Origin of the sequence: Pseudoalteromonas sp. S1609, assembly GCF_005887255.1 — a bacterium.
GTDB lineage: Bacteria > Pseudomonadota > Gammaproteobacteria > Enterobacterales > Alteromonadaceae > Pseudoalteromonas.
The window spans coordinates 46,801-71,916 of the sequence record NZ_PNDJ01000020.1 but is presented as its reverse complement, the minus strand read 5'-3'; the positions used below and the strand labels follow the sequence as shown (position 1 = coordinate 71,916).

24 protein-coding genes and 1 pseudogene are annotated in these 25,116 nt (G+C 39.3%); 13 read left to right on the top strand and 12 right to left on the bottom strand.

From position 1 onward, the window contains the following. Positions 1 to 120: 120 nt before the first annotated feature. The 5 genes and pseudogenes from CWB76_RS06965 to azu all read left to right on the top strand — a co-directional run bounded on the left by CWB76_RS06965 (position 121) and on the right by azu (position 3,892). Complete coding sequence (locus CWB76_RS06965; RefSeq protein WP_138606421.1) at positions 121 to 930, top strand: heme/hemin ABC transporter substrate-binding protein; 810 nt, start codon at positions 121 to 123, stop codon at positions 928 to 930. After that, on the top strand, positions 927 to 1,979 hold the full coding sequence (locus CWB76_RS06960) for a FecCD family ABC transporter permease (protein WP_024602445.1): 1,053 nt from the start codon (positions 927 to 929) through the stop codon (positions 1,977 to 1,979). Before CWB76_RS06965 ends, CWB76_RS06960 begins: the two co-directional genes overlap by 4 nt. Continuing rightward, positions 1,976 to 2,764, top strand: coding sequence for a heme ABC transporter ATP-binding protein (locus tag CWB76_RS06955; RefSeq protein WP_010388751.1), 789 nt, complete (start codon positions 1,976 to 1,978; stop codon positions 2,762 to 2,764). Before CWB76_RS06960 ends, CWB76_RS06955 begins: the two co-directional genes overlap by 4 nt. Beyond that, entirely contained in the window at positions 2,761 to 3,504 is a 744-nt protein-coding gene (locus CWB76_RS06950; protein ID WP_138606419.1) for a HugZ family pyridoxamine 5'-phosphate oxidase, read from the top strand. Before CWB76_RS06955 ends, CWB76_RS06950 begins: the two co-directional genes overlap by 4 nt. After that, a pseudogene (azu, locus tag CWB76_RS06945) lies at positions 3,501 to 3,892 on the top strand (azurin). Before CWB76_RS06950 ends, azu begins: the two are co-directional and overlap by 4 nt. Positions 3,893 to 3,931: 39 nt before the next feature. On the opposite strand, the gene CWB76_RS06940 reads toward azu, so the two are convergent. Then, positions 3,932 to 4,864, bottom strand: coding sequence for a ChaN family lipoprotein (locus tag CWB76_RS06940; RefSeq protein WP_171039600.1), 933 nt, complete (start codon positions 4,862 to 4,864; stop codon positions 3,932 to 3,934). 153 nt (positions 4,865 to 5,017) lie between these two features. On the opposite strand from CWB76_RS06940, the gene CWB76_RS06935 reads away from it, so the two are divergent. Next, positions 5,018 to 5,437 carry a hypothetical protein gene (locus CWB76_RS06935; protein WP_010388755.1) on the top strand — a complete coding sequence of 140 codons (420 nt, stop codon included), beginning with the start codon at positions 5,018 to 5,020 and terminating at the stop codon, positions 5,435 to 5,437. A gap of 38 nt (positions 5,438 to 5,475) precedes the next feature. On the opposite strand, the gene CWB76_RS06930 is transcribed toward CWB76_RS06935, so the two are convergent. Next, positions 5,476 to 5,919, bottom strand: a complete 444-nt coding sequence (locus tag CWB76_RS06930) for a GNAT family N-acetyltransferase (RefSeq protein ID WP_138570332.1) — start codon at positions 5,917 to 5,919, stop codon at positions 5,476 to 5,478. A gap of 145 nt (positions 5,920 to 6,064) precedes the next feature. After that, positions 6,065 to 6,565, bottom strand: coding sequence for a lactoylglutathione lyase family protein (locus tag CWB76_RS06925; protein WP_008130525.1), 501 nt, complete (start codon positions 6,563 to 6,565; stop codon positions 6,065 to 6,067). Between the two features lie 104 nt (positions 6,566 to 6,669). Between CWB76_RS06925 and CWB76_RS06920 the strand changes: the two genes are divergently transcribed. Then, positions 6,670 to 7,536 (top strand): LysR family transcriptional regulator, encoded by an 867-nt coding sequence (locus CWB76_RS06920; protein WP_138606415.1) that lies wholly within the window; start codon positions 6,670 to 6,672, stop codon positions 7,534 to 7,536. A 37-nt stretch (positions 7,537 to 7,573) separates the two neighbouring features. On the opposite strand, the gene CWB76_RS06915 is transcribed toward CWB76_RS06920, so the two are convergent. The 6 genes from CWB76_RS06915 to CWB76_RS06890 are packed head-to-tail and all read right to left on the bottom strand — an operon-like array spanning position 7,574 to position 15,673. Continuing rightward, the gene (locus CWB76_RS06915) at positions 7,574 to 8,653 is read right to left on the bottom strand and encodes a heparan-alpha-glucosaminide N-acetyltransferase domain-containing protein (protein WP_138606413.1); all 1,080 of its coding nucleotides are present in this window, start codon (positions 8,651 to 8,653) and stop codon (positions 7,574 to 7,576) included. Next, entirely contained in the window at positions 8,637 to 9,275 is a 639-nt protein-coding gene (locus CWB76_RS06910; protein ID WP_138606412.1) for a hypothetical protein, read from the bottom strand. Before CWB76_RS06910 ends, CWB76_RS06915 begins: the two co-directional genes overlap by 17 nt. Next, the gene (locus CWB76_RS06905) at positions 9,268 to 11,616 is read right to left on the bottom strand and encodes a GNAT family N-acetyltransferase (RefSeq protein WP_138606410.1); all 2,349 of its coding nucleotides are present in this window, start codon (positions 11,614 to 11,616) and stop codon (positions 9,268 to 9,270) included. The genes CWB76_RS06910 and CWB76_RS06905 overlap by 8 nt, the downstream gene beginning before the upstream one ends. Before the next feature lie 24 nt (positions 11,617 to 11,640). Continuing rightward, positions 11,641 to 12,819, bottom strand: a complete 1,179-nt coding sequence (locus tag CWB76_RS06900; protein WP_138606408.1) for an MFS transporter — start codon at positions 12,817 to 12,819, stop codon at positions 11,641 to 11,643. Next, positions 12,816 to 14,135 carry a lysine N(6)-hydroxylase/L-ornithine N(5)-oxygenase family protein gene (locus CWB76_RS06895; RefSeq protein ID WP_075170136.1) on the bottom strand — a complete coding sequence of 440 codons (1,320 nt, stop codon included), beginning with the start codon at positions 14,133 to 14,135 and terminating at the stop codon, positions 12,816 to 12,818. The genes CWB76_RS06900 and CWB76_RS06895 overlap by 4 nt, the downstream gene beginning before the upstream one ends. After that, positions 14,135 to 15,673 carry a pyridoxal phosphate-dependent decarboxylase family protein gene (locus CWB76_RS06890; protein WP_138606406.1) on the bottom strand — a complete coding sequence of 513 codons (1,539 nt, stop codon included), beginning with the start codon at positions 15,671 to 15,673 and terminating at the stop codon, positions 14,135 to 14,137. The genes CWB76_RS06895 and CWB76_RS06890 overlap by 1 nt, the downstream gene beginning before the upstream one ends. Positions 15,674 to 16,057: 384 nt before the next feature. Here CWB76_RS06890 and CWB76_RS06885 point away from each other — a divergent pair, with 384 nt between their 5' ends. Further along, complete coding sequence (locus CWB76_RS06885) at positions 16,058 to 16,507, top strand: GyrI-like domain-containing protein (protein WP_138606459.1); 450 nt, start codon at positions 16,058 to 16,060, stop codon at positions 16,505 to 16,507. 59 nt (positions 16,508 to 16,566) lie between these two features. On the opposite strand, the gene CWB76_RS06880 is transcribed toward CWB76_RS06885, so the two are convergent. Further along, the gene (locus CWB76_RS06880) at positions 16,567 to 17,247 is read right to left on the bottom strand and encodes a haloacid dehalogenase type II (RefSeq protein ID WP_138606404.1); all 681 of its coding nucleotides are present in this window, start codon (positions 17,245 to 17,247) and stop codon (positions 16,567 to 16,569) included. Between the two features lie 195 nt (positions 17,248 to 17,442). Then, positions 17,443 to 18,474: a substrate-binding domain-containing protein gene (locus tag CWB76_RS06875; RefSeq protein ID WP_138606402.1), complete on the bottom strand. Its 1,032-nt coding sequence runs from the start codon at positions 18,472 to 18,474 to the stop codon at positions 17,443 to 17,445. A 634-nt stretch (positions 18,475 to 19,108) separates the two neighbouring features. Between CWB76_RS06875 and CWB76_RS20050 the strand changes: the two genes are divergently transcribed. The 5 genes from CWB76_RS20050 (at position 19,109) to CWB76_RS06855 (ending at position 23,755) form a co-directional block, all read left to right on the top strand. Beyond that, positions 19,109 to 19,249 carry a hypothetical protein gene (locus tag CWB76_RS20050; protein WP_171039599.1) on the top strand — a complete coding sequence of 47 codons (141 nt, stop codon included), beginning with the start codon at positions 19,109 to 19,111 and terminating at the stop codon, positions 19,247 to 19,249. Between the two features lie 250 nt (positions 19,250 to 19,499). After that, on the top strand, positions 19,500 to 19,748 hold the full coding sequence (locus tag CWB76_RS06870; protein WP_138606400.1) for a hypothetical protein: 249 nt from the start codon (positions 19,500 to 19,502) through the stop codon (positions 19,746 to 19,748). Continuing rightward, positions 19,745 to 20,353 carry a hypothetical protein gene (locus tag CWB76_RS06865; RefSeq protein ID WP_138606398.1) on the top strand — a complete coding sequence of 203 codons (609 nt, stop codon included), beginning with the start codon at positions 19,745 to 19,747 and terminating at the stop codon, positions 20,351 to 20,353. The genes CWB76_RS06870 and CWB76_RS06865 overlap by 4 nt, the downstream gene beginning before the upstream one ends. Before the next feature lie 104 nt (positions 20,354 to 20,457). After that, positions 20,458 to 22,779, top strand: a complete 2,322-nt coding sequence (locus tag CWB76_RS06860) for an NACHT domain-containing protein (RefSeq protein WP_138606396.1) — start codon at positions 20,458 to 20,460, stop codon at positions 22,777 to 22,779. 130 nt (positions 22,780 to 22,909) lie between these two features. Further along, positions 22,910 to 23,755 carry an alpha/beta fold hydrolase gene (locus tag CWB76_RS06855; RefSeq protein WP_138606394.1) on the top strand — a complete coding sequence of 282 codons (846 nt, stop codon included), beginning with the start codon at positions 22,910 to 22,912 and terminating at the stop codon, positions 23,753 to 23,755. A gap of 313 nt (positions 23,756 to 24,068) precedes the next feature. Here CWB76_RS06855 and CWB76_RS06850 read toward each other — a convergent pair whose 3' ends face one another. Further along, positions 24,069 to 25,109 carry a methionine synthase gene (locus CWB76_RS06850; RefSeq protein ID WP_138606392.1) on the bottom strand — a complete coding sequence of 347 codons (1,041 nt, stop codon included), beginning with the start codon at positions 25,107 to 25,109 and terminating at the stop codon, positions 24,069 to 24,071. Positions 25,110 to 25,116: the final 7 nt, after the last annotated feature.

Below are 25,116 nucleotides of genomic sequence, written 5' to 3'. Positions count from 1 at the left end.
ATAGTTATTATTTACTTTTAAATGGTACAACTAACCCAAAATAAGATCAATTGATTATGATAATCATTTTCATTTAGATTAAAGTGGTTATAATACTAAAAAATAAAATCGGAGTTTGTTATGAAGTACCTAATTTTTTTTCTGGCTTTAGCCACTCAATCAGCACTCGCGAAAGAGCGTGTGATCAGTGCTGGCGGCACATTAACTGAAATAATCTACGCACTAGAAAAACAAAATAGTTTAGTCGCGGTTGACCAATCAAGTATGTATCCGCAACAAGCAACACAGTTGCCACAGGTAGGTTACTATCGAGACCTAGCCGCTGAGGGAGTGCTTTCAATGCACCCAACTACGTTACTTGCACTTGAAGGTGCAGGAAGAGAGCAGGCGCTAAAGCAAATAGAAGCAACCGGAGTGAAGGTTATTCACTATAAAAAGCCGACATCTGTAAATGAACTACTTGAACTGATTAAGCACCTTGGTAGTGATTTAGATGCAAACCTAAAAGCTCAAAACCTAATTACTAAAATAAAAAAATCGTTACCTACTAAAGCAAAAACACAGACTCATAACGCTTTGTTTTTACTTTCAGCTAATGAGCGTGGGCTCGTCGCAGCAGGACAAGAAACGGTGCCCAACTTGCTGTTTAATTATGCGGGCATTACCAATATAGCTGCTACGCATACAGGCTTTAAAGCAATTAACAGTGAAGTACTGGCTGTAAGTCAGCCCGATTTTTTAGTGGCGCCAGCGCATGTTGTGCAAAGCCTTGGTGGGAAACAAGCCTTTTGTAAACAGCCTACACTTCGTTTATTAAAAGCAGCGCAAGAGTGTCAATTACTGGTCATGGACAGCTTGCTTTCTCTGGGCATGTCGCCGCGTATTGCAACTGCGATTCAAGCATTGCATGAGTATAAAACACGCTTATGAGCACGTTAACTTTGAATCGTTTTAACGCCATAACACTCAGTAATCCGCATAAGTGGATGCTATTAAGTTATGGCTGCATTTTTGCTTTAGCATTACTTAGCATAGGCTATGGAGCCGCAGGGTGGGATTGGCGCTTAGCTATTGCATGGCTAGCCCCTGAGCATTTTAGTCAATTTGATGCGCTACAAATCAATGTGGTTACACAAATACGCCTGCCTCGTTTTGTCCTTGCAGTGATGGTGGGTTTAGTACTTGCACAAACAGGAGCTGCAACCCAAGCGCTGTGTCGTAACCCGCTTGCCGATCCCTCTATTATTGGTATAAGCGCAGGCGCTGCAATGGTCGCGGTGGCTTTTATTGCCCTTAGTGCACAGTTTAATTTTAACGCTCAACACTACTTACCTTATGCCTCATTTTTGGGGGCATTATCAGTAACGTCGCTGGTATATTTAGTCTCAAAACAACAAAAACAAATTAATATAAATACACTTATATTAGTCGGTGTCGCCATTAATGCATTGGCATTCGCTGTTATTGGGCTATTAAGTTTTTATGCCGATGACAGCGCACTGCGGTTAATTAACTATTGGACCATGGGCTCATTAGGCGGTGCGAGTTGGGATAATATAAAACAAGCGAGTCCTTTGCTTTTGCTGAGCCTTATCGGGCTATGGCGATTAAAAGAGCCAATGAATCTACTTCTTATTGGTGAATCACAAGCTCAATACTTAGGTGTCGATACCAGCAAGCTTAAATTATACGTCATTATATTAGTTGCATTGGGCGTAGGTGCGGTAGTTGCGCTAACAGGTTTAATTGGCTTTGTTGGTTTAGTTGTTCCTCACATCGCACGCCTCATGGTTGGGCCACATTTACGAAATATGCTGCCACTTTGTATGCTTTTAGGTGTGATTGTGTTGCTACTTTCAGATTGGTTGGCACGCTTAGTTGTTATGCCTGCGGAGCTGCCAATTGGCATTATAACTGCGTTACTTGGCGCTCCACTATTTATATATTTGATCATTAAAAATAAGCGAGATTGGTCATGATCACGTTTAACAACCTCAATATAGGCTTTAACACCCATCGTGTTTTAGAGGGTATTAGCGGCAATATCCAAGCAGGACAACTTGTCGCACTGATAGGCGAAAATGGCGCAGGTAAATCGACCTTACTGCATACTTTGGCAGGCATGCATCCCTTTGAGGGAGATATACTATTTAATACCAAACCTTTGCATTCATTTTCTAAAGAGCAATTAGCTAGCAAGCGCGCTGTAATGATGCAAAGTAACCATGTTGGCTTTGATTTTAGTGTATTTGAACTCATTGCTATGGGCCGCTATCCCTATACAGAGTCTCTTAAAACACAAGCCAATAAAGTCCAAAAATATGCCTCACTTATGGATTTAACCCATTACCTAACACGTCGAATGAGTGCGCTTTCGGGCGGCGAACAACAGCGAGTTCATATGGCGCGCACATTAGCCCAGTTAGATGCTTTTACTGCGCAAACGGGGCCTAAATTAATGTTGCTCGATGAGCCAACATCAGCGCTAGATATGCGTCATCAACATACTTTACTTAGCTGTGTTAGAACCTTTGTAGAGCAAGGAAACAGCGCCATTATTGCTATACACGATCTTAATTTAGCAAGCCTTTATGCAACCAACGCTATTTTATTACACAACCAAAAAGTGCTGCAAAGCGGGTCTATAAATACCGTTTTAACAGCACAAAACTTACAACAAATGTACGCCATGAAATTGCACGTTAACCCTCATCCTTATAACGATGCGCCCATGGTTTTTTCTCAACGTCAGGAGTTTTCATGAGAGAGCAAGCATTAAACGACGCACGTACGCTCGTTTTTAAAACCCATGCCGGCGTAATGTCGACCATTTCAAATAATTTACGCGGCTATCCGTTTGGCTCTGTTACACCTTATATGTGTGACGAACAAGGTCGCATCTACTTTTTTATTAGTGACATAGCTCAGCATACCAAAAATTTAAAACAGGACTCACGCATGAGTCTGACTATTTTTGATGCCGCCGATTATGGCGATCAAAACGAACATGGGCGAGTAACACTCGTAGGTGATGGCTCTATTGTGGCAAAAGAGCAAAGCGAAGTGCTACTTGATAAATATATAGCTTTGTACCCTGAGGCTGCAAGCTATCGCAATGCGCATGATTTTCAGCTTTGGCAATTAGATGTAGTACGGGTGCGTTATATTGGCGGTTTTGGAAAAATATTTTGGCTTGAGCAAAACGAGTGGCAAGCTCAGCCTAAAAAGTGGGATGAAAGCCAGCAGCAAAGCATGATCACTCATATGAATGAAGATCATCAAGATGCTATGTCGCTGATATTAATGCAGCACTACAGTGTAGCTGATAACACCCCAATAATGAGCGGCCTACTCCCCACAGGCTTTTATATACAAAGCCACAAGCGTAATTACTTTATTAATTTTGCGAATGAGTGCGATAGCCCATTAGCCGTGCGAAAAGCACTTGTAGCCTTAACAAATCAAGCTCGAAACAGCTCAAACCAACTAGCACAGACAGTATGAAAAAATTAATAGCCTTACTAAGTACTACACTGCTACTGAGTGCCAATACAGCATATGCAGACGAATGCACACTAAATATAGATGCAAACGATATGATGCTTAGTCACACCGATAAATTACCTGCCAATGTAATAGGTCATAACTGGGTGCTATCTACGATTAAAACATGCAAGGTATTATCACAGATGGCAACGCTGCAGGGCTTAGCAACCACTACATAAAGCCTAATGATAGTCGCGTGATTGGTGCTACAGACATTATTGGCGGCGGTAAAACAACCGAAGTTACTTTTAAAACCAGCGGCTTAACAGCCGGAACCGATTACACTTTCTTTTGCTCTTTTCCTGGCCATTACGCCATGATGAAAGGCACATTTACGCTTAAGTAAATATTAAAAAGTGTATTACACAAACACAGTGCCAACCTATTATTGGCACTGTGTTTTCTCCCCTCGTTTGGCTAAAGCTTTAAATGCAGCTTGTTGATGTGCTTTTTGCACATAGCGAGCAGGCAAAGCGTTAACTTCTAATTGATAACCACTTTGCTCAGATTGTACTTTTGATACTGGCGAAACCCATACAACATTAAGCTCTGGGGCAATTCGCTTAATTACCCGCGCTATGCCTTCACCATTTCTCACATGAAAGTCACCGGCTAAATGTATAACCTGCGTGCCCTTATTTTGACTAATATGGTTAACGATAGACTCAGCCATGGTTTCGTCCCAAGTAACTTGCGCGGCGTAAAGTTTTTCGTTTTTACTCGCCGTTCCATGATGCATGGATTGCATAAAGCGTTCTTTATAAAGGCTTGGAGAAGTATCTATCTCTTTTGCAATAAAACTACGCTGTTGTGGGTCGAGTTTATTAATATAATTAATACCTTGGCGACCAATACAGGTAACAATATGTTTAGGCGCATTTGCAGCTATTACATCGCTATTTTGTATCTTCGCCAATTCCACTAACGCACGATAATCGCTCTTATAATTAGGCCAAGCCTTAGTGTTATCAATTAAGTATTGTTCGCCAATTTTACTCTCAAGGTATAGGTTTAGTGTTTGCTGATCAGCGCGGCTAAATTGCTCAAGCGATAGAGCAATAGGCTTATTTTGCGTGCTCAATTGCTGAAACAGCTCAGCCTGAAATAAGTGCACACCGGGGTGTGTATGCCATTCACCGACTAAAACAATATCGGCATTCAAAAGCGTGGATTCTGACAATATTGAATTAACTCGCTGGCCATTTGCATTATAAAGCCCGTAATTATACAAGGATGAACTTTGAGATACTGATACTGTGTTTATACTGCAGCCTGATAATCCACTGAGTAAAACAAGTGCTAAAAATGGGTTTTTCATATCGGTTTTTATAAAAATAAGAATCAAAACAATGAAGTTAGTATACACAACAAACTGCTTTAAACCTACAAATGCAAATAAAAACAATTATCATTTGGTGTTTTGGGGTTTCTGTTTTACAGTCTTAAAAAATAAACAGATATGGAACGTACCATGGCATTACCTTTTTTATGTGCTCGACACAAACAACATGTTTTATGTCAACCAGAACAAGCAATTATAGATATTCAAAATGCGCAGCTAAGTGGCGAAGCGCTGTTTAAACGATACCAATTTGCACAAGCATTGCCGTACTTGGGGTGTGCACTTGAAAGTGCGTCCTTGTTAGCTCAAATGTATAACTGTGCGAATAAACAGCAAATCATACAAATTACCTCACTTACAGAGCGCCTTTATTCCACACTTCACTTTTTAGACGAACAAAGTGCTGCGCACAATGCACTCATACAATCTATTAATCTGCTAAACGAGATATTGTATAGCGATGATGAATATCATGACTTAGCGCTTTCATGCATTACACAGCTAAAAAAATTAGCACTGCAACATCCTCCACACCTTACTAAGCACTAATTTTTATGGCAATAAGCAACGCGCTAAACAAAATTGGGTTAACTTTTTATATTAATAATGGCTAACATATCTTCTTCGTCTTCATCTAGGCCAACTTCTTCAAACCCAAAACTAGAATAAAAATCCTTAGCTACAGGGTTTTGCGGGTTATAACAAATCTCGATTTGTTCAAGCTTAGAAGTCGTTTTAATCTCTGCAATTGCCATGAATAGTGCTTGGCGGCCAATACCTTTATTTTGATGATGTTCATCTACCATAAAACGCCAAATAGAAACCTTTGTAGGGGTTTCTTGCACCCACATAAAAAAGCCTACAGGCTCATTATTTTGGTAAATAGCTTTACAGGTATGTCCGCTATTGTAGTGCGCCTCAACTAACGACCACATATTACTCGCTACGTAATCTTGTTGCGCTTTGGTAACGTCTAAATCGCATACCTCTTCGTAATTAGCAGAGGTAATATCTTCCAATAAAATGTTCATTATTGTCCTTAATTTCAAACATGGAGTTATAAGTAGTTTTGTTTTATCACGTTATCAGCACTAACATATCTAGGCAATGTATTCTTTTTAGGCACAAAAAGCCGCAGTAATAAATACTGCGGCTTTTGTTTTTAGCTAAATGCTTTTAATAAGCGCCTGCGCTGTATATAAGCTCGTAGCTGTGGCTGTAAATCTCAAGGATGTTACCAAACGGGTCTTCCATGTAGATCATGCGGTACGGCTTTTCGCCAGGGTAATAGTAACGTGGCTCTGGCATTCGTTTTTTACCACCTGCAGCAACAATACGATCCGCTAAGCCTTCTACATCTGGGTCTTGTACACAGAAGTGGAAGATACCGGTTTTCCAGTATTCAAAGTTGTCTTTAGGGTTTTCTTGGTCTTTAAATTCAAAAATTTCTACACCAATTCGGTCGCCTGTTGAAAGATGCGCTATTTTGAATTTTTCCCAATTTGGACCAAATACATCGGTACACATTTCGCCAATTGGGCTGTTGTCTTCAGTGATCACGGTAGGCTCCATTATGGTGTACCAGCCCATCACCTTAGTGTAAAACTCTACGGCTTTTTCAACATCGGGAACTGAAATACCAATGTGCGAAAAACTACGTGGATATGTATGACTCATAATAAATACTCCTACTTAACTATGTTTAGTTGATGGAGTGAGTTTACGAACTGACCAACATTAAGTAAAATTATCATTAATCATCATTTTGAGTATATTTTGTAATGATAAACCCGACATGGTTAAACACGTTTTGTACTTTAGTTGAGGTAAATCACTTTACCCAAACCGCCGAGCGCCTTTATATGACCCAGTCAGGCGTAAGCCAACATATAAAAAAGTTAGAGCAGCAAGTAGATTGCGCCTTGCTTGAGCGCCACGGTAAACAATTTACGCTTACCGTACATGGGCAAAACTTGTATCAGCAAGGCAGCTTATTATTAAAAGAATGGCAGTTTTTAGAGCAGCAATTAAAAGATGATTCACCTTACAGCGGTTTAGTAAAAATACAGTCGCCAGGCAGTTGCGGGCTAAAGTTTTACAATCAACTATTAGCACTGCAAGTAGAGCACAAGAAGCTAATTATAGATTACCGCTTTGCTCCAAATACCAATGTTGAACAAGCGGTGGCCAATCATAGTGCCGATATTGGCTTTTTAACTCAAGCGCCTACCCTTAGTGAAGTTACCAGCCACAAAATTGGTAAAGAATCCCTATTATTAGTAACGCCCGCACATATAGAAAACCCAACGTGGGAGGTTTTATGTGAGCTTGGCTTTATTGGCCACCCCGATGCAAAACATCATGCGCAGCTTTTACTTAGCGAAAACTACAGTGAATTTGAACATGTTGATCAAATTAAGCAAACGGGGTTTTCTAACCAAATAAGTTTAATACTGGAGCCGGTAAGTTTAGGGCTGGGTTTTACAGTTTTACCTGCGCACGCCGTTAGCGCATTTAATAAACCTGCGCTTATTAAAACGCATCATTTAGCTAATCCAATTAGCGAAAATATTTATGTGTGCCATCACCGAAATAGGCCGTTAGCAAAGCGTATGCATAGCGTTATTGACGCAATAAAAGCAGGCTAGGGCACCCAAATCAGCGCCCGTAAAGCCCCTTTACAGCTTAAGCTGTACGTTTAGCTTTTTGCGTAATGTCTGTGAGGCTCTGTTTGCTTTTTAAATAAACCTTATGCACAGCAAAAGTAAGTAAAGTCATCAGTACCATCATACAAAGTGTCGGCCAAAGGCTGAGGGTATGATAACCAAGCGCCCCCATAAACCAGCAAATAAGTACCCATTGAATAACATAGAGCGCGGTTACATGTTTACTGGCATATAAAAGAGCACGTGTAATAGGGCCATTATATTTATCAGCAAAAATAAACTGTATAGCCGCTAGTGCACATAAATTTAAGCCAATTAAATAGCTAATACCGCCGCCATTTAAATGGAAAAAGTTGCCAAACTGCCCTTTAAAATCAATGGCTAACCATATGCCACCAATAACAAGTAAAGCAGCACCAAGTTGTGCACATACTTTATATAAGTAATCGGCATTTTGTCGGTTACTAAGGTATAAACGACCCAGTACGTATCCCGTTAATATCGCACTTATCCAAGGAAAAACCGGAAAATACACCTGATAGTTATTAGCAAAAAACAAATCACTAATATAAGGTGAAAGCGTAAATTGCTGCCCCCTTACAAACTGGCTTAAAACTGCAATTGCAATGGCTAAAACCGCAATCCATGTTGTTTTCCAACGGGCAATATTAAGTGCCCCAAACAGCAATAAGCTAACTCCAGCCAGTTGTAAAATATCACCTGTTAACACCATAAATTGTAACTGCCCAGCACTGAGCGGGCTTTGCCAGCCATAAGCATTTATAAACGCCTCAGGCATAGTATTAAATACTTCAATAGGTAGCCAAAACTTGGCCGCATTCATTAAATAGGCAAGCAGTAAAAGCTGTAAACCTCGCTTAATTAAAAGTAAGGGTGTTTGCCTGCGCGAAAGTGCCATAGATAGCCCCATTGCCACCAGAAACGAGGCGGTGCCTTTGCCAAGTATATGCACAACCGTACCAAAAGCGCTTTCACTTTGAAGCGTTGTGGAAGCATACATCCATAAGGTATGCACAATAATCATAATAAAAACGCTCGCACCACGCGCAAGATCAATCGTTTTAAGACGTTGGTTCATTGGTTTTAATATCCTTTTTAGGGCAGGTTTGGCATTTGCTATAACCGGCTAAATAATAGCGGCAACAGGTTAAACGCTGGGGTTTTTCAGTAAATGGCGTATCAAGATTAAAGTGTTCACAAATAAGGGTGTGCAGCTGACGATGGCAATTGTTGATATGTAAAGTAGTAGCAAGGTATAAGCTATGAGCTCGCTCAATGGCGCTACTTAATGAATCGAGTAATAACCGAGCTTGTTCTTTTTTACCAAGTGTATAGTCGGTATTTACCCATTCACCAACTTGGCTTATAAAATGAGTAAACGCTTTGGTTTGCTCTGTTTTACTTACTAATACGTCATTATTCAGGTTAAACCCACGACAATAAGCGCCATTTACCGCTAACGGCATGTTAATGGGATCAGCCGTACTTTGCTTGCAAGCAAACCAATAGCAATAAGCGTAAATAGCTTGCCAACAAAGCTGCAAATACAAATGCCGACTAATAAATTGCTTAGGCGCAGTAGGGTACTGCGCCTTACAACGAACTGTTAAAGCGCGCACTAATAATAAGCTCGGTTTAAAAGTTCGTTGCACGGGTTGTTGGCAATATAAAAACTGCGCAAGGGTAATCGGTTTAGCCATACAGCTTTGCCGATACGGGGTTGTTTAAGTTACCAGCAAACTGCAAACTACCCGCCGGATCGGTTAAATCAACCATTTGCTCATTATTACCTAACTGTAAGCGGTTTAAACAAGAGTGAGCAAACTCATCACTAAAAAAGTCATACTCTTTAAATCGCTCATTTAAAGCAGGGTTAGCATGTTGATACGCTTTAACACTTTGCGTAACACACTGCCAAAAGTCATGCTCTGTAATACGCTCTTCTCGCACTAAAATTGCCACTAAGTATCTAAAGAAGCAGTCAAATACATCGGTAAATATACTTAATAACTCAAGTTCTTTAGGCATAGAAACATGAATACGTTCAACCCCTGCAGGCAATACTTCAGTGCTATTAAGTAAGGCAACCTCTTCACCTATGTCTTTCATATATGCGCCCACAGGCACCGAATTTTTAAGCTTTAAAATGAGGTTTTCGCCGTGAGGCATAAACACTAATTTATGCGCGTAAAAACAATGTACTAGCGGAATTAAATAGGCATTAAAGTAGGCACGTAACCACTGCTGCGTGCTCAAACCACTTTGCGCTATCCATTCGCCCACTAAACTTTGGCCATTATTATCTAAGTGTAATAACGCTGCCATAGTGGTCAATTGTTCATCACTACTTAAATTATGGTTTGGGTTTTCTCGCCATAAGCAGGCAAACATTTTACGATAGGGTGTATCTCCCAGCGCGCTTTGCTCAAACGTATGATGGGCATAACCTAAGGTGGCGTATTCTCTAAGCGCTGTAAAATTAGCGCCTGCGAGTTGTTGATCTTGGCTAACCTTTTCAAATACCCAATCGTTAATGGCAGGAGTCACCGCCATGTAAGCACGCGATAGGCCGCGCATAAATCCCATATTTAAAATAGACAACGCCACTTTTAAATACGGTTTATGCGGGTGCGAGCAATTATATAAGGTCCGAATTGACTGTTGCGCTTGATATAAATCGTCACCTTCACCTAAATACACTAATCGCTGATTTGCCAACTCATTTGCAAATACCACACTCAATTTGTGTTGGTACTGCCATGGGTGAGCAGGAATGAGTAAGTAATCATCGGGGTTTAGGTTTTGAGCTTTTAGCGCTTTGTTGAACGTATCTCGGGTGGTTAAATCTAGTTCATCACTTATATGGCTTGGGTAATCGGCAAAGTATTCACTATGGGCAAAGTCGCATACCGTTTTATGCGCTGCTAACCACAGTACTTTAAACGGTTTGCCTACTTCTGGCGCATAACGTAAAAAGTCAGCTTTACTAAAACCAATGCGGCCATTATTAGCAACAAAGGCAGGGTGACCTTCGCTCATTGCGGCTTCTATTTTTTGCAGCCCTAAATTAGCTAACTGCGCCGCTGTTAAAGTGTTATTTTCACGTTTAAAGCACGCACTGGCTAAAGTAGCATTTAGCTCTTCAAGGTAGGTGGCAAGGCGCTTACCCGTTAAACCTAGCGCAGGCCCTTGCATACTAAAAAAGTGCAACACATCTAGCGGCTGCAGCTCTTCGTTAAGGTTGTAAAAGCATAGGCTTGGCTCGTCTATATCTATATGATTCAGTGCCATAGCACGGCCATTAAAAATAAAGTAACCGCCTTCAACGTTTACTTTAAAGCCTTGCTTTGTTGTCTCTGCAGCCAATAAACGCTCGTGCACTAGCTCAGTCAGGGCTTTAGCTTGTAAATGCCGGTTTGCCCATTGCCAATGTGGCTGTATCACGTAATCAGTTTGCAAAGGTGCTAACGAATCAGTAAATAGTTGGCTGTGCCTATCAAAGGCTGCTTTATTACAAAAGCCTAAATAAGCGGCTTTTTCGCCCAGTTGAATTTGCTGGGTGTGCACAAACCCCAAACGCTTATTTAAAGTATGGATTTTACTATTAGCAATGTCGGGCTCAACCACAACACGGGCGGCACTGTTTTGAGCAAAAATACTTTGCAACACGCACTGCATCATTTCAAAACTAAAATGGCGCTTAGGTGCCGAGTTAGGCGCTAATAAAATATGCATACCTACATCATTCGGTTCAACCTCGTACGCCGCTTTCATTAAGCTTTCGTGCTCTGGGCTATAAAGCTCAACTAAAGCCAATAGGTTATTATTTTGCTCGATCACGTATGCCTGATGATGAGGCGTAACAAAAATATCTTGATACGCTTTAGTTATTTGTTGCTCGGTTTGCTGCTGCATACCCCAAAAGTGCGCATACGGTTGCTTAAGCCAATCGCAAACTGTTGGCATATCTGTTTGTTGTAATAACCGCATCGTCACTTTGCCGGTATGCTGTAGGGTGGTTACAAAAGATGAAAAATACATAAAAACTCCAATAAATCTTAAAAACTAAGACGCTGAACGCGCAGTTCGAGCAACAGCCTTAACCCGCCAAACCAGAATAAAGGCAAGGCTTGCAAAGCCAATGGCAGCAAAGTAAAACACAACCGTTGTTGAAAGATGCTCTACGCTCATACCCACTAGTAACGACGCTAAAATAACCCCGATATTTTGAGCAATGTGCACTTTGGCAAAGTCGCTGCCGTAATGTGCAGGCTCACTTTTAGCAAATAGCATTACCTCTAGTAGTACCATCACTTGAAATAGCGCAAAACCATATAAAACACGTGATAAAATCACTAACCACACCGACTCCTGCGCTTGTAAATAAAGCCCAAGCGCCCCCAAAATAAGTGCACATAACAAAGTGCTAGTGCGGCTTAATATTGGCAGTGGTAAATGCTGCCTGAAATGGTTAAAAACCAGCATAACAAGCGCAGCAAAAGCAGGAATGGCGTATACGACAGCACTTTGCAACGTGCTGCTTTGTGCGTTTAATGCTTGCCAATGAGTAGTAAAGAAGGGGCGAATTAAAAACGCGCTAAAATAAACCACCACACTTAAAAAGCAAAATTGCCAAATAAAATAGGGAATGCGCTCTCGCGGTTTTTCAGTCGCTATTGCTTTCTGATAAATACCTGTTTTTAATGAATACATTAAGTAGGCGCATAATAAAACCTGAACTAGGTCACCGGCACTACTGAGTAATAACGCATAGCGTGGCTCTGCTAAACTAAAGAAATAACCACCAATTAAAGCACCACCAATCGCACCAAAATGCATCAATACAGAAAACAAACCAATAATAGATAAATGCTTAGTTTGTTGCTCTAATCGCAGTGCAAATGGGTATATAAGTAGGTAGCTTGCCTTTAGCACCAACATTAGTTGGTAGTAAATCCAAAACTCCCATACATTGGTAGCAAAGTAACAAAGCAGGCCAAAACCAGCGGCCACCACTTGGGTTACTAACCACAAAGCCAACTCATTGTATTTTTTAGCGACCTTAGCCCATAGCGGTAAAGCCAGCATTACAGTAATACAACAGTTAGCCACAAAGAGGCCGATTAGAGTGGCGTTACTAATAGCAAATTCACTAGCAAAAAATTGCGGATAAAACGGTAGCAGCAAGGTATCGCATACCACCGAAATAACCGTCAGCAAAATTAGCGCTAAACGAAGACTCATGCGGCGCTACTCTGCTGTTGTGCTGATAGGGTTACATCACTTAAATCAAAGTTTTGAAAAGCAATTTTTTGCTCAACCTGATAAGGCGAATAACCTAAAATTTCACGTAAAATAATACTATTACGATAGCAAGCCATACCTAAATCTGGAGTTACAAAACCATGAGTATGCTGCTCGGCATTTTGTACAAAAATACGTTTTTGTTCGCTATCTACCGCATATTCACGACTCACTAAATAACGACCTTGCTCATCTTGGGGTAATTGGTGGGCAATATTATTTAAAAAAGCAGGGCGCTGATATTTAAAGCCCGTGGCGCAAATTAAAAAGTCAGTTTCTATTGAAAAGGGCTGCTCAAGCTCCTGATGATAAAACTCAGTCAGTAAACGCTTACCTACTTTTTGAGTGCCTGTTAGCCTGCTGTTAGTTTTAAATGTAGTAGAAATTGGCCCATCAAGGCTTTGCGCGTAGAGGGTGTGGAAAATGTCGTTAATTAAATCGCCGTTAATGCCCTTAAATAGATTTTTTTGGTTTTGATTGAGCCAATCTCGCTGCTCAGTTTTTAAATTATAAAAGTAATCTACATACTCAGGAGAGGTCATTTCAAGGGTGAGCTTAGTATACTCAAGCGGAAAATAGCGCGGTGAACGTGCTATCCAATCTAACTGCAAGCCTTGCGGTACTGCTTGCTGCAATAAAGTGTGGTAAATTTCTGCTGCACTTTGCCCAGCCCCTACCACAGTAACCCGTTTAGCTGCCTTTAATTCATCAAGCCGATGACAAAAATCGCTACTGTGCATTACGTTATTTGAGTTACTTTGCACAGCGCAATCAGGAATATACGGTGCAGGCCCTGTGCCCAAAACAATATGGCGAGTCACATAATGTTGCATACCATTAGGGGTGTTACAGCTAACGGTATAACACTCACTTTGCGGGCAAAATTCAACGTGAGTGACTGTTTGTTCAAAGTTAACATTTGAAAGCTGCGAGCAAACCCATTGGCAATATAAGTTGTATTCACGGCGCAATAAAAAAAAGCTTTCGCGAATATAAAACGGGTATAAGCGATTATTTAATTTGGCATAATTTAAAAAGCTATACTGGCTGGTTGGATCCGCCATGGTTACTAAATCCGACATAAACGGAGTTTGTAATGTAACGCCTTCTAGCATCATTCCAGGGTGCCAATCAAACTCACTGCGCTGCTCCAAAAACAGGCTTTTTACATCTTCGAGCGGTTCACTTAAACACGCTAAAGATAAGTTAAATGGGCCAAGGCCAATAGCTATAAAATCGTAAGGTTGATTATCCATTATGCAATTTCCCTATAAGTTTGCCATGCAATGTGGCTAATTTGCTCAATAACAGCGCGTACATCAGATAATTGGCACTGCGCATTAAGCAATGTAAATTTAAGATAATGACGACCATTTATTTTTGTACGGGCAATCATGGCTTCACCGGTTTTTAAAAACGTTTGTCGTACATGCAGGTTTAAAGAGTCGAGTAAATCAAGGTCATGTTTTAAATCATCAGGGGCAAATCTAAATACCAAGGCACTAAGCTCGGGGTAGTTAACTACTTCAAAGTCGGGGTGGTCGTTAAGTACAATATGAGTTTGGCGCGCAAGACCAATAACTTTATCGAACGCACGGCCAAGCGGTGCTTCTCCAGTGGTGCGCAGTGTTAGCCATAACTTTAAGGCATCAAAACGGCGAGTGGTTTGCAGGCTTTTATCAACCAAATTAGGCGTGCCATTTCCGGCCTCTGCTAATGGGTTTAAATAATCGGCATACAAAGTAATGTGGCTAAAATGACGTTTGTCGCTTAATAAAAAGGCACTACAACTAACCGGTTGCATAAATGATTTGTGATAATCAATCGTTATTGAATCAACCAACTCAATGCCATTAAGCGCATTGCGGTGGTGCTCGCTCACCAACAAACCACCACCATAAGCGCCATCTACGTGGCACCATAGCTGCTCTTCTTTAGCTAGCATGGCAATATTATGGATTGGATCGATAGAGCCAAAATCGGTTGTGCCTGCGGTAATAACCACTGCAATGGGTAAATCACCTTGCGCTTTGCTTGTTGCTATGGCGGTTTTAAGTGCCTCCATATCCATTTGCATTTCGCTGTTTGTAGCCACCGGCACCACGGCGTCGTAACCTAAGCCCAGTAACGCCGCTGCTTTTTGAATACTAAAATGGGCCACCTCAGAGCAATAAATTTTAAAACGCGATGCAACAGCCGGTAAGCCCTGAAGTTTTACCTGATGCTCTGGCGCATATCGGCTTACTGCTACTTCACGAGCAACTAACATTGCCATTAAGTTTGATTGCGTGCCGCCACTAGTAAATACTCCATCGGCAGTGCTTGGCAATGCTGCTTTTTGGCATGTCCAATCAATCAGCTTTTGTTCGATTAACGTCGCGCCTGCACTTTGATCCCATGTATCTACTGAGGTATTAATAGCAGCAATAATATGTTCGGCCACAACAGCAGGGTAGGTTACAGGGCAGTTTAAATGAGCCATATAACGCGGATGATGAAAATACACAGCATGATCTAAATACACGCCTTTTAGCTCTTCAAGCACCGCCGGAAAGTCAGCCAATGGCTGTGATAAATCAACATCGTTTACTACTTTTGCTAACGTATTTACCGACACACCTGAAAATGGCTTTTGGGCTTTAGCCATCGCTTGCTGTACTGCCGACAGCCCTTGCAAAGACGCTATTTGATAATTAATGAACTGCTCTAAATTGAATTGTGGGGGCAGGCCGCTTTGTTCAAATACAGCCTGTTTTTCAATGGTATTAATATTTAACACTTGAGATTGAGACACATCAACATTCCTTGAGTACACTTTTTAGGTGCAAGGATCTTAATGATAATGATTTCCATTTACAATAGTGAAAAAAGATTAGATAGCAACTTTTTTTAAATTAGAGCTAATAAGCTTGTCGTATATTTTTAACTAAAATCGATAAACTTCACTATTAAACGACAAGCATTACATGCAAAAAATAAACTTAAAAAAGAGAAAGTTAAGTAAATTATTTTAGCGGTAGCAAAGCCATGTTTAGCCATTACTACCTATTTAAATGTGAGCAAAAAACACGCAACTGAGCTTGATAATCATTATTTATGAAATATTTAATACAATATTTAAAGTATTGGCGATTTTTCTGTTACGTTGGTGTTTGTATTAACGCTAAAGGACGTCATGATGGAAGTAAAGCAACTAGCAAGTCAGACCTTAATCGGCTTAAAAGTAAGAACCTGCAACGCCAATGAAATGAACGCTGGCACTGCAAACATAGCTGAACTTTGGCAAAAATTTGGTGAAAAGTTTGCCAACAGCCTTACAGAAAACACCAAAGTGTATGGTGTGTATACTAATTACGAAAGCGATCTCACAGGCGATTTTGACGTAATTGCCTGCTGCGATAATTTATCAATTAAACTCCCTGAAGCTAAAAAAGTAACCACCCAAGCGGGGCGTTATTTGGTATTTAAAGGTGAGGGTGAAATGCCCGATGCGGTGATCGATTTATGGGGCGAAATTTGGCAATACTTCAGCTCAGACGATTGCCGCTATGAACGTACTTACACCAGTAATTTTGAGTATTATAAAAACAGTAACGAAATAGAAATTGCCATTGCAATTAAAGACTAAAAAAGGCTAGGTTTGTAAGCGCAAACCTAGCCTTTCATTGCTGTAATTTAACCCCTGCCTCACTGGTTATTACTTGCCAGCTTGGTTTTTAAATCATGTAAATCGCACGCCGTTATTGTAGGCATTAGTTCCCAGGGATCAAAAATAGCCTCACTTGAGCGCTGTATCCACGCAGCACGCATACCATGAGATAACGCCCCAATAACATCAAACGGGTTACTCGATATCAACCACGTATTAGCACCGGTTGAATTTGCCTGACGTAAAAAATGACTATAAACACCGGGGTTGGGTTTAAAGGTTTTAATGTCATCGGCGCTCACCACGCCTTCAAAAAGCTCACTTATACCTGCGGCTTCGAGCAAGGTATTTACCGCACTGGCCGCACCATTAGAAAACGCAAACAACCGATAGTTTTGTGCTTTTAAGCTCTCAAGCCCTGCTTTAACATCATCGAATGCGGGTAGGGTTTTATAACGCGCTAATAACTGTGCTTTTTGCTCATCGCTTAAAGTTACCTTGTGCAGTAAACACGCATAATTAAGTGCCTGCTCAGTACACACCGAAAACGGCACGTAGTTTTGCATTAAGCCACGCCTAAACGAATATTCGAGTTGTTTTTCACGCCAAGTAGTTGAAAATGCGTGCGCGTTATCACCAACCATATTTTCAAGTAACGACACCACGTCATGGGTGTTTATAAGCGTACCGTATACATCAAACGCCAGTGTAGTTGCCATTAATGACTCCTGTTTAAATCGTTTCTAAAGCGCAATTTTACTACTCAATATTAATCACCTTATCAGTTAATAAAGTACAGTAAAAGCGCCCGCGTTTTAAGCAGTTACTGTAAACCCCCGTTACGGTTTGGTTAAAAATAGCGCATGGTAAATTGGGTGTCCAAAGTGAATATTTCAACACATTGTGGTTAAATATTAATAATTTACAGTACATGTTTGGGCGTTGCTTTGTTGGCAGTAATGAAAGTCTAAAAAATAAAACGCTTCAGCAGGCTTTATATTATGCTTAATTACGTTATACATTAACTGCGCACTGAGTCGCCCCATTTCATATGGATTTTGACCAACATTTGATGAAGATAAACCTTTGCTAAGCGCGTCTAATTGTATTTTTTCGGTATCTGCTGAAACAATAATAAGTTCTTTTGAATCAAGTTTATGTTTGTAGGGTGTCATCAAGTCTATGTACTCAGTATTAAATTGCGCAAAACCGGCAACAGCAACAAACGCAGGAGGCTTGTCCATCTTTGTAAGGCTTTTTACTTGCTCTAAGGAGGCGCCCCTTTTTCCTAAACTATAAAGCGGGCAGCGGTTATACTCGCTCCAGCCATTTTCCCCCGATAAGCGCTGACTACTTTGCCCAGAAAGCGCAAACCTAACACCTGCGATTCTTTTATTTAAGTTTGGTGCAGTAGGATGACCAGATTGAATACAAATACGCTTATTTTCTTCACTTACTAAATTCTTTAATTGATTGCCTAACGCAACACCAAAGTCAAAATTATCAGTACCAACGTAAGCGAGCCTGTACTGGTGATCTTTTGCTAATAAATCTGAGTCAAAAGTAATAACAGGAATGTTTTTTTCAAATAAATCTTTAAGGGCTCTCTCTACCAAATAATCAGAATCTGATATTGAAACTAATAAACCATCAATCCCACTTTTTATCATGTCATTAATAATTAAAGCTTGGGTTCGAATATCTTGATAATCATCAGGCCCATCATATTTACAGGTAACGTCAGGCTGTGATTTTGCAAACTCGGTACACCCTTTGTACGCCTGAATATAAAAGCTATCGTTTTTAGTTTTTCCTACTATGCCAATGACAAATTGAGCATTTGCAAAAAATGGCAAACACAGCAGCACAAAAAATAATGAAAACGATATTTTAGGTTTGTAAATAGAACAAGAGCTGTAAATAAACTTAGGTTTAATAAAAAACAACGACCAGTATCCTTAATTAAAACGGCATTAATTACAAATTGATATATCAGAATAGCACTTCAAAACAATATAGCGACCACATTGAATATAAATTAAAAAACCAAAAAATAATCCTTAACCGCAATGCTTTTACACAAAGCAATGGCAATAGTAACCTTTTGCTAACGAACAGCTTTGCATTCAGTTGAATACTGTAACCCCCCGTTACGATTTGGTTAAAAATACCGCATAGAGTGGTGGCTTCTGATCTAGTAATAAATCAGCAGCGCTTTCAAACCAGAGATACTCGCCACATTTTAGAATGGGTAAAAGGATTGTTGAGTTTATAAGTGCAATTTGCCTATCTTTTCGCGATAGGCTTTTGAGTAGTCAGGTGTGGGCAAAAACTGAGCCTTGGGATTGGACAAATATAATAGTTAATCAATTGGTCAAACAGCTCTGTGCTCATATATTTATAAATATGTGCAAAAGCGCGTATTGTTCTATTTCACTTTACTTTAAATTTTTAGAAAACTTAATGATAGTAATACTTTAGGTAATTTGTTAAAACTATATAAAGTAGACAAATGAGCGTTAAGTCGGCAGAAGTATGCGCGATGAGCGCACGATTAAATTATTAGGTTTTTGATAAAGTATGCACTCGAATAGTAAAGATAATTCGTATCAGGATTACGGGCTGCTTCATGTAGCTCCGCAAGATTTAAGCCAATCAGCATTCTTTGCTGGCAATTTATTAGACCAAGGTTGGCACCTTGAACCTTGGGAAACCGATTAGCAAAGTTATTTGCATCAAAGTGCGTATGTGACAACGTTGGTAGTTTCATATTGTCGCTCTTTCACTGAATGTAGGAGATGGTCGAAGTTTCCAAAAAAATTGCAAAGGGTATTAATTCAAAAGCTGAAAATACTCCATCAGAGCCTTCTTAATCTTCGTAATGATGTTTATGCAAATAGTGATGTTTCAGCTAGAAATATAAAACCTATAATATTTAAAAAAGCCAACAGCTACGGAAATTTTACCACCTATGCGTTTCGATAAGAATGATTTGGTTTCGATACTTGAGCTCATAGGTACTGTTAATATTGAAATACAAAAGGAATTGGAAAGTTTGTCGTTATCTGTAGCAGAAAAAAAACCTAACAAAGGTTTTCAAGCCGGAGAAATTACAGTTGGCTTTTTTCGTGCCCCACTTATTTTAGCCAACTGTTATTTGCCGCTTAAAACGGCATTATGTTTTAAAAAAATTTATCTGTTGTATAAGGTTGTTGTATGAAAAAGGAATTAATAATTGGAGTAACTTGTGCTGTATTGGGTAGTGCTTCAACAGTAGGTTTTGATATTCTAAAGTCTAAATATTTTAAGACAAATGAACCTTTATCCAAAGGTGTCACGGAATTAAGTCATATTAGTAAAGAACTTATTTTAGAGCAAAAAGCCTTAAATAATCGTATTGCTCTAATGACTAACAGATCAGATATACCTCAAAATATTAAAGTTGGGTTTGGAGATATTATTAATAGAGTTAATAATATTGTCCAAACGAGTGTTCACTTTGAAGCAAAATCACGAGATGTTACTGGAATTGCGTTATCGATGAAAAGCCGTAATGCTAATTCTAGCTATAACTCTAACGCAGATCTTATTCTTTCATATGGGCAAGCTGTGACAGTTTGTGGAAATGAAAATACTTTAGGCGTTGAAACGGAGTCTGGTCGTAATGCTGTTATATATCTTAACGATACCAAGCGCTACGCTAGTGTGGGAGAAGAGTACACTTTCATGTCACCGATGGGACCAAGTCTAGTAAGTTACTTGGGTAAGAATTCAGAGCAATATGAATTTCGAATAGTTTGTGGTACTCAAGTCAAAAAAACATAACAAGCACTTCAAACGGAACAAAAATAGTTGGTTAGGCTTCATTACGCATTTTAACCAACTTTTTTTTAACTACTCAAGTAAGCGTTAGATTTAAAGGAGAGCTTGTGTCATACAAAGATATTTTGCTACTAAAAGAAGAAAATGATGCACCTAAGCGTGGTTATATGTTTGAACAATCACTTAGGGAAATCTTACCTTGGTCATATAGACCACCAATTACAGCATCGACTGCAACAGAACAACTGGATGCTTTTTTTGAGTGGAATTCTTGGCATTTTTTAGTTGAGGCAAAAGCAAAAGATAAAGTAATTACCGCTGGTTCACATGACTGGGAAGATTTTGAACTAAAAGTCAGAAAAAGAAAAGGGCAATGTATAGGGTTGTTTTGTTCTCTTTATGGCGTTAATGATGAAGTGTTTCGTAGCGCAGAAATGTTAAACAAGGAAGGGCTTACGACAATAGTTATTGCTGGCGCAGTATGGAATAATTTATTAAAAAACAATCTACGTATCAGTGACTATATTAGATATTCTGTTTTCCAAGCTAGATCAAAATTCAAATCCCAACCAGATGATCTAAATAAAATAAAAAATTGGGTATTTAGTCGTGATGAGATTAACTCAAAGATACATGCGATATGTACAAAAGAGTCTTCAGTTTTTTTACGTAGGCACAAAATTGCTCACCATGAAAATATTTATGTCGAAAGAAAAGTAGATGAAAATTTAGTCTCATTCATTAACCTACTAAAACCAAGTAAATTAGATTCTAATATTAAGTCCCATATACACGGTGAAAAGGCTTATTCATCAGATAGACTAAAGCCTAAACAAATTACTTTAGTAAGAGATCTCTCCGGAGCTGGAAAAACAACGTTATCAGTAAACTTGTCGTTAGATAATGAAAAGTATTTTGGTTCAGTAAAGGCCGCTCTTCAAAATGATATTGATTGTTTTATTGATCGCCTTTCTGATATTGATGATAGTAATGGGCTTGAAAGTTTAATTTATGTTGATAAGCCTATAGTCTTGGTTATCGATTCGCTAGATGAATCTCAAGCAAGTGCACAAAAACGTAAAGAGGTAAGAGCACTAATTAAAGGTATTGAGGATCTAAACAATAAAGCAAAGATAAAGGGGTTATTGTGCTTTCCAATAATGTTGGTCTTTACTATCAGAGAAGATTTTTGGAGGGATTGGGAATCAACCTTTGAAGGCTTAGAAAAGCACAACTTGAAAAAGAGATTTTCGTACTTTAACTATGAAGAAACTAAATTGGCAATTAAAAAATATTCTAATAGTTTTAAATATGATTTAAAAACAAAGTTAAATAAAAAATATCTAGATGTTCTTTCACATCCATTCAATTTGCAGGTTTTTTCTGAGGCACATGAATATGAAGGGGATGTTTATATTGATGATGTAATGGATGATACTGTTTTAAAATTATTCTTTGATAGAAAAAAAGACGATATACATAAAAGACCTATCTCTGGTTTTTATCCTAATATACTCATGGCATTATGCTCGAGCATTTCTGCGCTAATTGCAAGTAAATGTAAGAATGAAGTTTCCTATGATGAAGTTGTTTCAATAATTAAGAGTGATTATTCATCACTTTCAGAAGTCTCTGACTTAATAGTTAAGAACTTAATCTCTGAGCAGATTATTGTGAGAGATTCAGCGAATGCAAGAATGTTAAGGTTTCGACACATGAAGTTTGTTGAATACTTAACATCTTATTACATTGCTAGAAAATTAAATACTTCCAATAATCCTAAAAAGCTAGATGAGATGATTGGCTCCCTGATTAATGAAAGCTTTTTATCTATTTACTACATTCACGAATTTATACGCTTGATTTGTAAAGCTGAGTTCTCTGATTTGTATGAAAATCTTATGGAGCATTATTCAGAATCCTCAGAATACATGAAGAGACTGGTTCATCAAAAAAGATTATTTATATCCGGTGGTGAAAAAGTTAGCAACCTTGACATTGATACGATCGAAAAAGCGATGGCTAGAGGTGAGAGCGAGGTTTGTTGGGAAGGTTTTTTTGTTATTTCAGCAAAGAATAATAAAAGGGATAAGAAAACAATATTAAGTGCCTTTGATATGGCATGGAAGGCTAATGAATCGAGAAAAGACCGTTGGAAAATTTTGAATAAACTATCTCAGCATAGATTTTTACTTGAAACTCCAGTTTTTAAAGCTGTAATGAATAGTGATTCAACAAATGATTGGTATTCATTTATTGATGGTGTGATTTTGGCAGAACAGTTTATCGACTTTAAGTCAATTATGGATGAATACAACTTTTCATGTGTATTGAAGCATCTGGCCTTAAAACGAGGTGATGAGTGGAAAAGGGTTGTTGATCTTTTGGAATCTACATATAAAGGTCATAAGTATGAATTAGGTGTTTAAATCTAACAAACAATTTAAGGGTGTTGACGATTTCACTCCGGTTTGAAATTTGTATTTACGGCACAATAGTCTAGGTTGGTGGTAGCGATGCTCACTACTTTGTTGAGTATTATAAGCCAAGGAGAGTTAGTTGAAAATACTCGTATTACTCAGCTTATGTTACATACTAATTATGAGCTTTAGCTCTTTTAGTCAGTCACATGTTAGCGTCGCTGAAATCAATGGTGCAAACCTTGAATACATCGAAATTGGAGAAGGTGAGTTCAATATCGTTATCGAATCAGGTGTTGGTATGGGTGTAAATTACTGGAAGCCTTTACTTCGAGATTTACAGGAATTAAAGCAGCGAATTATTATTTATTCACGTGCTGGAATTGGTAAATCCACTGATTTATCTGACGTTTCGTTAAAGAGTTCGAATAAACGTTTAAATGACTTGTTGGCAACGCTAAAAGTGGAAAAAGACATTATCTTAGTTGGCCATTCTTATGGAGGCTTACATGCTCGAGAATATGCGGCTTCTTTTTCTGACCACATCAGTGGAATGGTTTTACTTGACCCAAGCCACGAACTTTTTTCAAATAAACTTAAAAAATTAAATAATGAATGGGCCGAAAATGATGAGAAAAAATTAAATACTATTATGGCTGACAATCGAGAATGGGCTGTATTACAAAGTGAATATAAAAAAGGCATGTTATCAGATGGCGGAACAATAATGACGATACCTACGATTGTTGTCACATCTACTAAGAACGCTGAAAGTGATTGGTGGATTGGCCATAGTTCCGAAGGCAAAAAGGTTTGGAGAAACCTACATTCCTCGTTAGTCAAGAATAACCCAAACTCTATTCATATTACTTCAAATGTTGTAGGGCACAATATACCATTGGAGAAACCTGATTTGGTTATTTCATCAATAAATCAACTAATTATGATAATAAAGGCTAATAATAAAGCCTTAAAGGCGAATTAGTTGTATTAGTAGCAGTTGGCTCTTTTCGCTTCACATTTTAGCCAACTTTTACTCGCCGCTTAAGGCGGCATTGCCATTGTCTGACTATGGCAATTTTCACTCAGTCATTAATACCAAGCGACTCGGTTAAATTTATTTAATTACACTAGGTTTGTTGCACTCTACCCAACCAATATTCAACTAACTTAAAACCTTTCACCTTTTGCCTTTAACCTTGCATTTCAACTGTAAACCCCCGTTACATTTTGATTAAAAAAGCCACACTTCAACGTGTGTTAAGGTGTGGCTTTTTTGCAGCAGCTATAACTAAAAATTAAGCGACATTCACTGCTAATAGCTCGTTACGTACTAGCTCTGCGCCTTTGCTTAGGGCGTTGAGTTTGCCGTTTGCGATGTCGCGGGGTAGGGGGGCCATGCCGCAGTTGGTGCAGGGGTAGAGTTTGTCGGCATCTACATATTTAAGTGCTTCGCGTAGGGTTTTGGCCACCTCTTCAGGGGTTTCTATGGTATTGGTGGCTACATCGATTGCGCCCACCATTATTTTTTTACCGCGCACCAGTTCGAGTAGCTCTATGGGTACATGTGAGTTTTGGCATTCGAGCGAAATAATATCAATATTCGACTTTTGCAGCTTAGGGAATACCTCTTCGTATTGTCGCCACTCGGTGCCAAGGGTTTTCTTCCAATCGGTGTTGGCTTTAATGCCGTAGCCATAGCAAATATGCACGGCGGTTTCGCATTTTAACCCTTCTATGGCTCGCTCTAGGCAGGCTATGCCCCAGTCGTTTACCTCGTCAAAAAACACGTTAAAAGCGGGTTCATCAAATTGAATTATGTCGACCCCTGCGGCTTCTAACTCTTTGGCTTCTTGGTTGAGTATTTTAGCAAATTCCCATGCTAGTTTTTCACGGCTTTTATAATGATCGTCATACAGGGTGTCGATCATGGTCATTGGCCCAGGCAATGCCCATTTAATTGATTGGCTTGTTTGTTGGCGTAAAAACTTGGCGTCTTCAACAAATACCGATTTAGTGCGAGACACAGGGCCAACCACTGTGGGTACGCTGGCGTCGTAACGGTCGCGAATTTTAACTGTTTTACGGTTTTCAAAATCAACGCCATTTAAGTGCTCAATAAAGGTGGTTACAAAGTGCTGGCGAGTTTGTTCGCCATCGCTGACTATATCTACGCCTGCGGTTTGTTGCTCGTGCAGGGAAATACGCAAGGCGTCGTGTTTGCCATCAATCAGCTCACTACCTTGTAATTTCCACGGTGACCATAAGGTTTCGGGCTCAGCAAGCCATGACGGTTTTGGCAAGCTGCCTGCTGATGAAGTGGGTAATAGTTTTTTCATAATAAAT

Coding starts and splice junctions, on each gene's coding strand:
- CWB76_RS06880 (WP_138606404.1), bottom strand. CDS start 17,247: ATGGCAACTACACTGGCGTTTGATGTATACGGTACGCTTATAAACACC.
- CWB76_RS06950 (WP_138606419.1), top strand. CDS start 2,761: ATGAGAGAGCAAGCATTAAACGACGCACGTACGCTCGTTTTTAAAACC.
- CWB76_RS06955 (WP_010388751.1), top strand. CDS start 1,976: ATGATCACGTTTAACAACCTCAATATAGGCTTTAACACCCATCGTGTT.
- CWB76_RS06930 (WP_138570332.1), bottom strand. CDS start 5,919: ATGAACATTTTATTGGAAGATATTACCTCTGCTAATTACGAAGAGGTA.
- CWB76_RS06865 (WP_138606398.1), top strand. CDS start 19,745: ATGAAAAAGGAATTAATAATTGGAGTAACTTGTGCTGTATTGGGTAGT.
- CWB76_RS06915 (WP_138606413.1), bottom strand. CDS start 8,653: ATGAACCAACGTCTTAAAACGATTGATCTTGCGCGTGGTGCGAGCGTT.
- CWB76_RS06850 (WP_138606392.1), bottom strand. CDS start 25,109: ATGAAAAAACTATTACCCACTTCATCAGCAGGCAGCTTGCCAAAACCG.
- CWB76_RS06885 (WP_138606459.1), top strand. CDS start 16,058: ATGGAAGTAAAGCAACTAGCAAGTCAGACCTTAATCGGCTTAAAAGTA.
- CWB76_RS06895 (WP_075170136.1), bottom strand. CDS start 14,135: ATGGATAATCAACCTTACGATTTTATAGCTATTGGCCTTGGCCCATTT.
- CWB76_RS06935 (WP_010388755.1), top strand. CDS start 5,018: ATGGCATTACCTTTTTTATGTGCTCGACACAAACAACATGTTTTATGT.
- CWB76_RS06960 (WP_024602445.1), top strand. CDS start 927: ATGAGCACGTTAACTTTGAATCGTTTTAACGCCATAACACTCAGTAAT.
- CWB76_RS06870 (WP_138606400.1), top strand. CDS start 19,500: ATGCGTTTCGATAAGAATGATTTGGTTTCGATACTTGAGCTCATAGGT.
- CWB76_RS06900 (WP_138606408.1), bottom strand. CDS start 12,819: ATGAGTCTTCGTTTAGCGCTAATTTTGCTGACGGTTATTTCGGTGGTA.
- CWB76_RS06965 (WP_138606421.1), top strand. CDS start 121: ATGAAGTACCTAATTTTTTTTCTGGCTTTAGCCACTCAATCAGCACTC.
- CWB76_RS06905 (WP_138606410.1), bottom strand. CDS start 11,616: ATGTATTTTTCATCTTTTGTAACCACCCTACAGCATACCGGCAAAGTG.
- CWB76_RS06920 (WP_138606415.1), top strand. CDS start 6,670: ATGATAAACCCGACATGGTTAAACACGTTTTGTACTTTAGTTGAGGTA.
- CWB76_RS06925 (WP_008130525.1), bottom strand. CDS start 6,565: ATGAGTCATACATATCCACGTAGTTTTTCGCACATTGGTATTTCAGTT.
- CWB76_RS06940 (WP_171039600.1), bottom strand. CDS start 4,864: ATGAAAAACCCATTTTTAGCACTTGTTTTACTCAGTGGATTATCAGGC.
- CWB76_RS20050 (WP_171039599.1), top strand. CDS start 19,109: ATGCACTCGAATAGTAAAGATAATTCGTATCAGGATTACGGGCTGCTT.
- CWB76_RS06910 (WP_138606412.1), bottom strand. CDS start 9,275: ATGGCTAAACCGATTACCCTTGCGCAGTTTTTATATTGCCAACAACCC.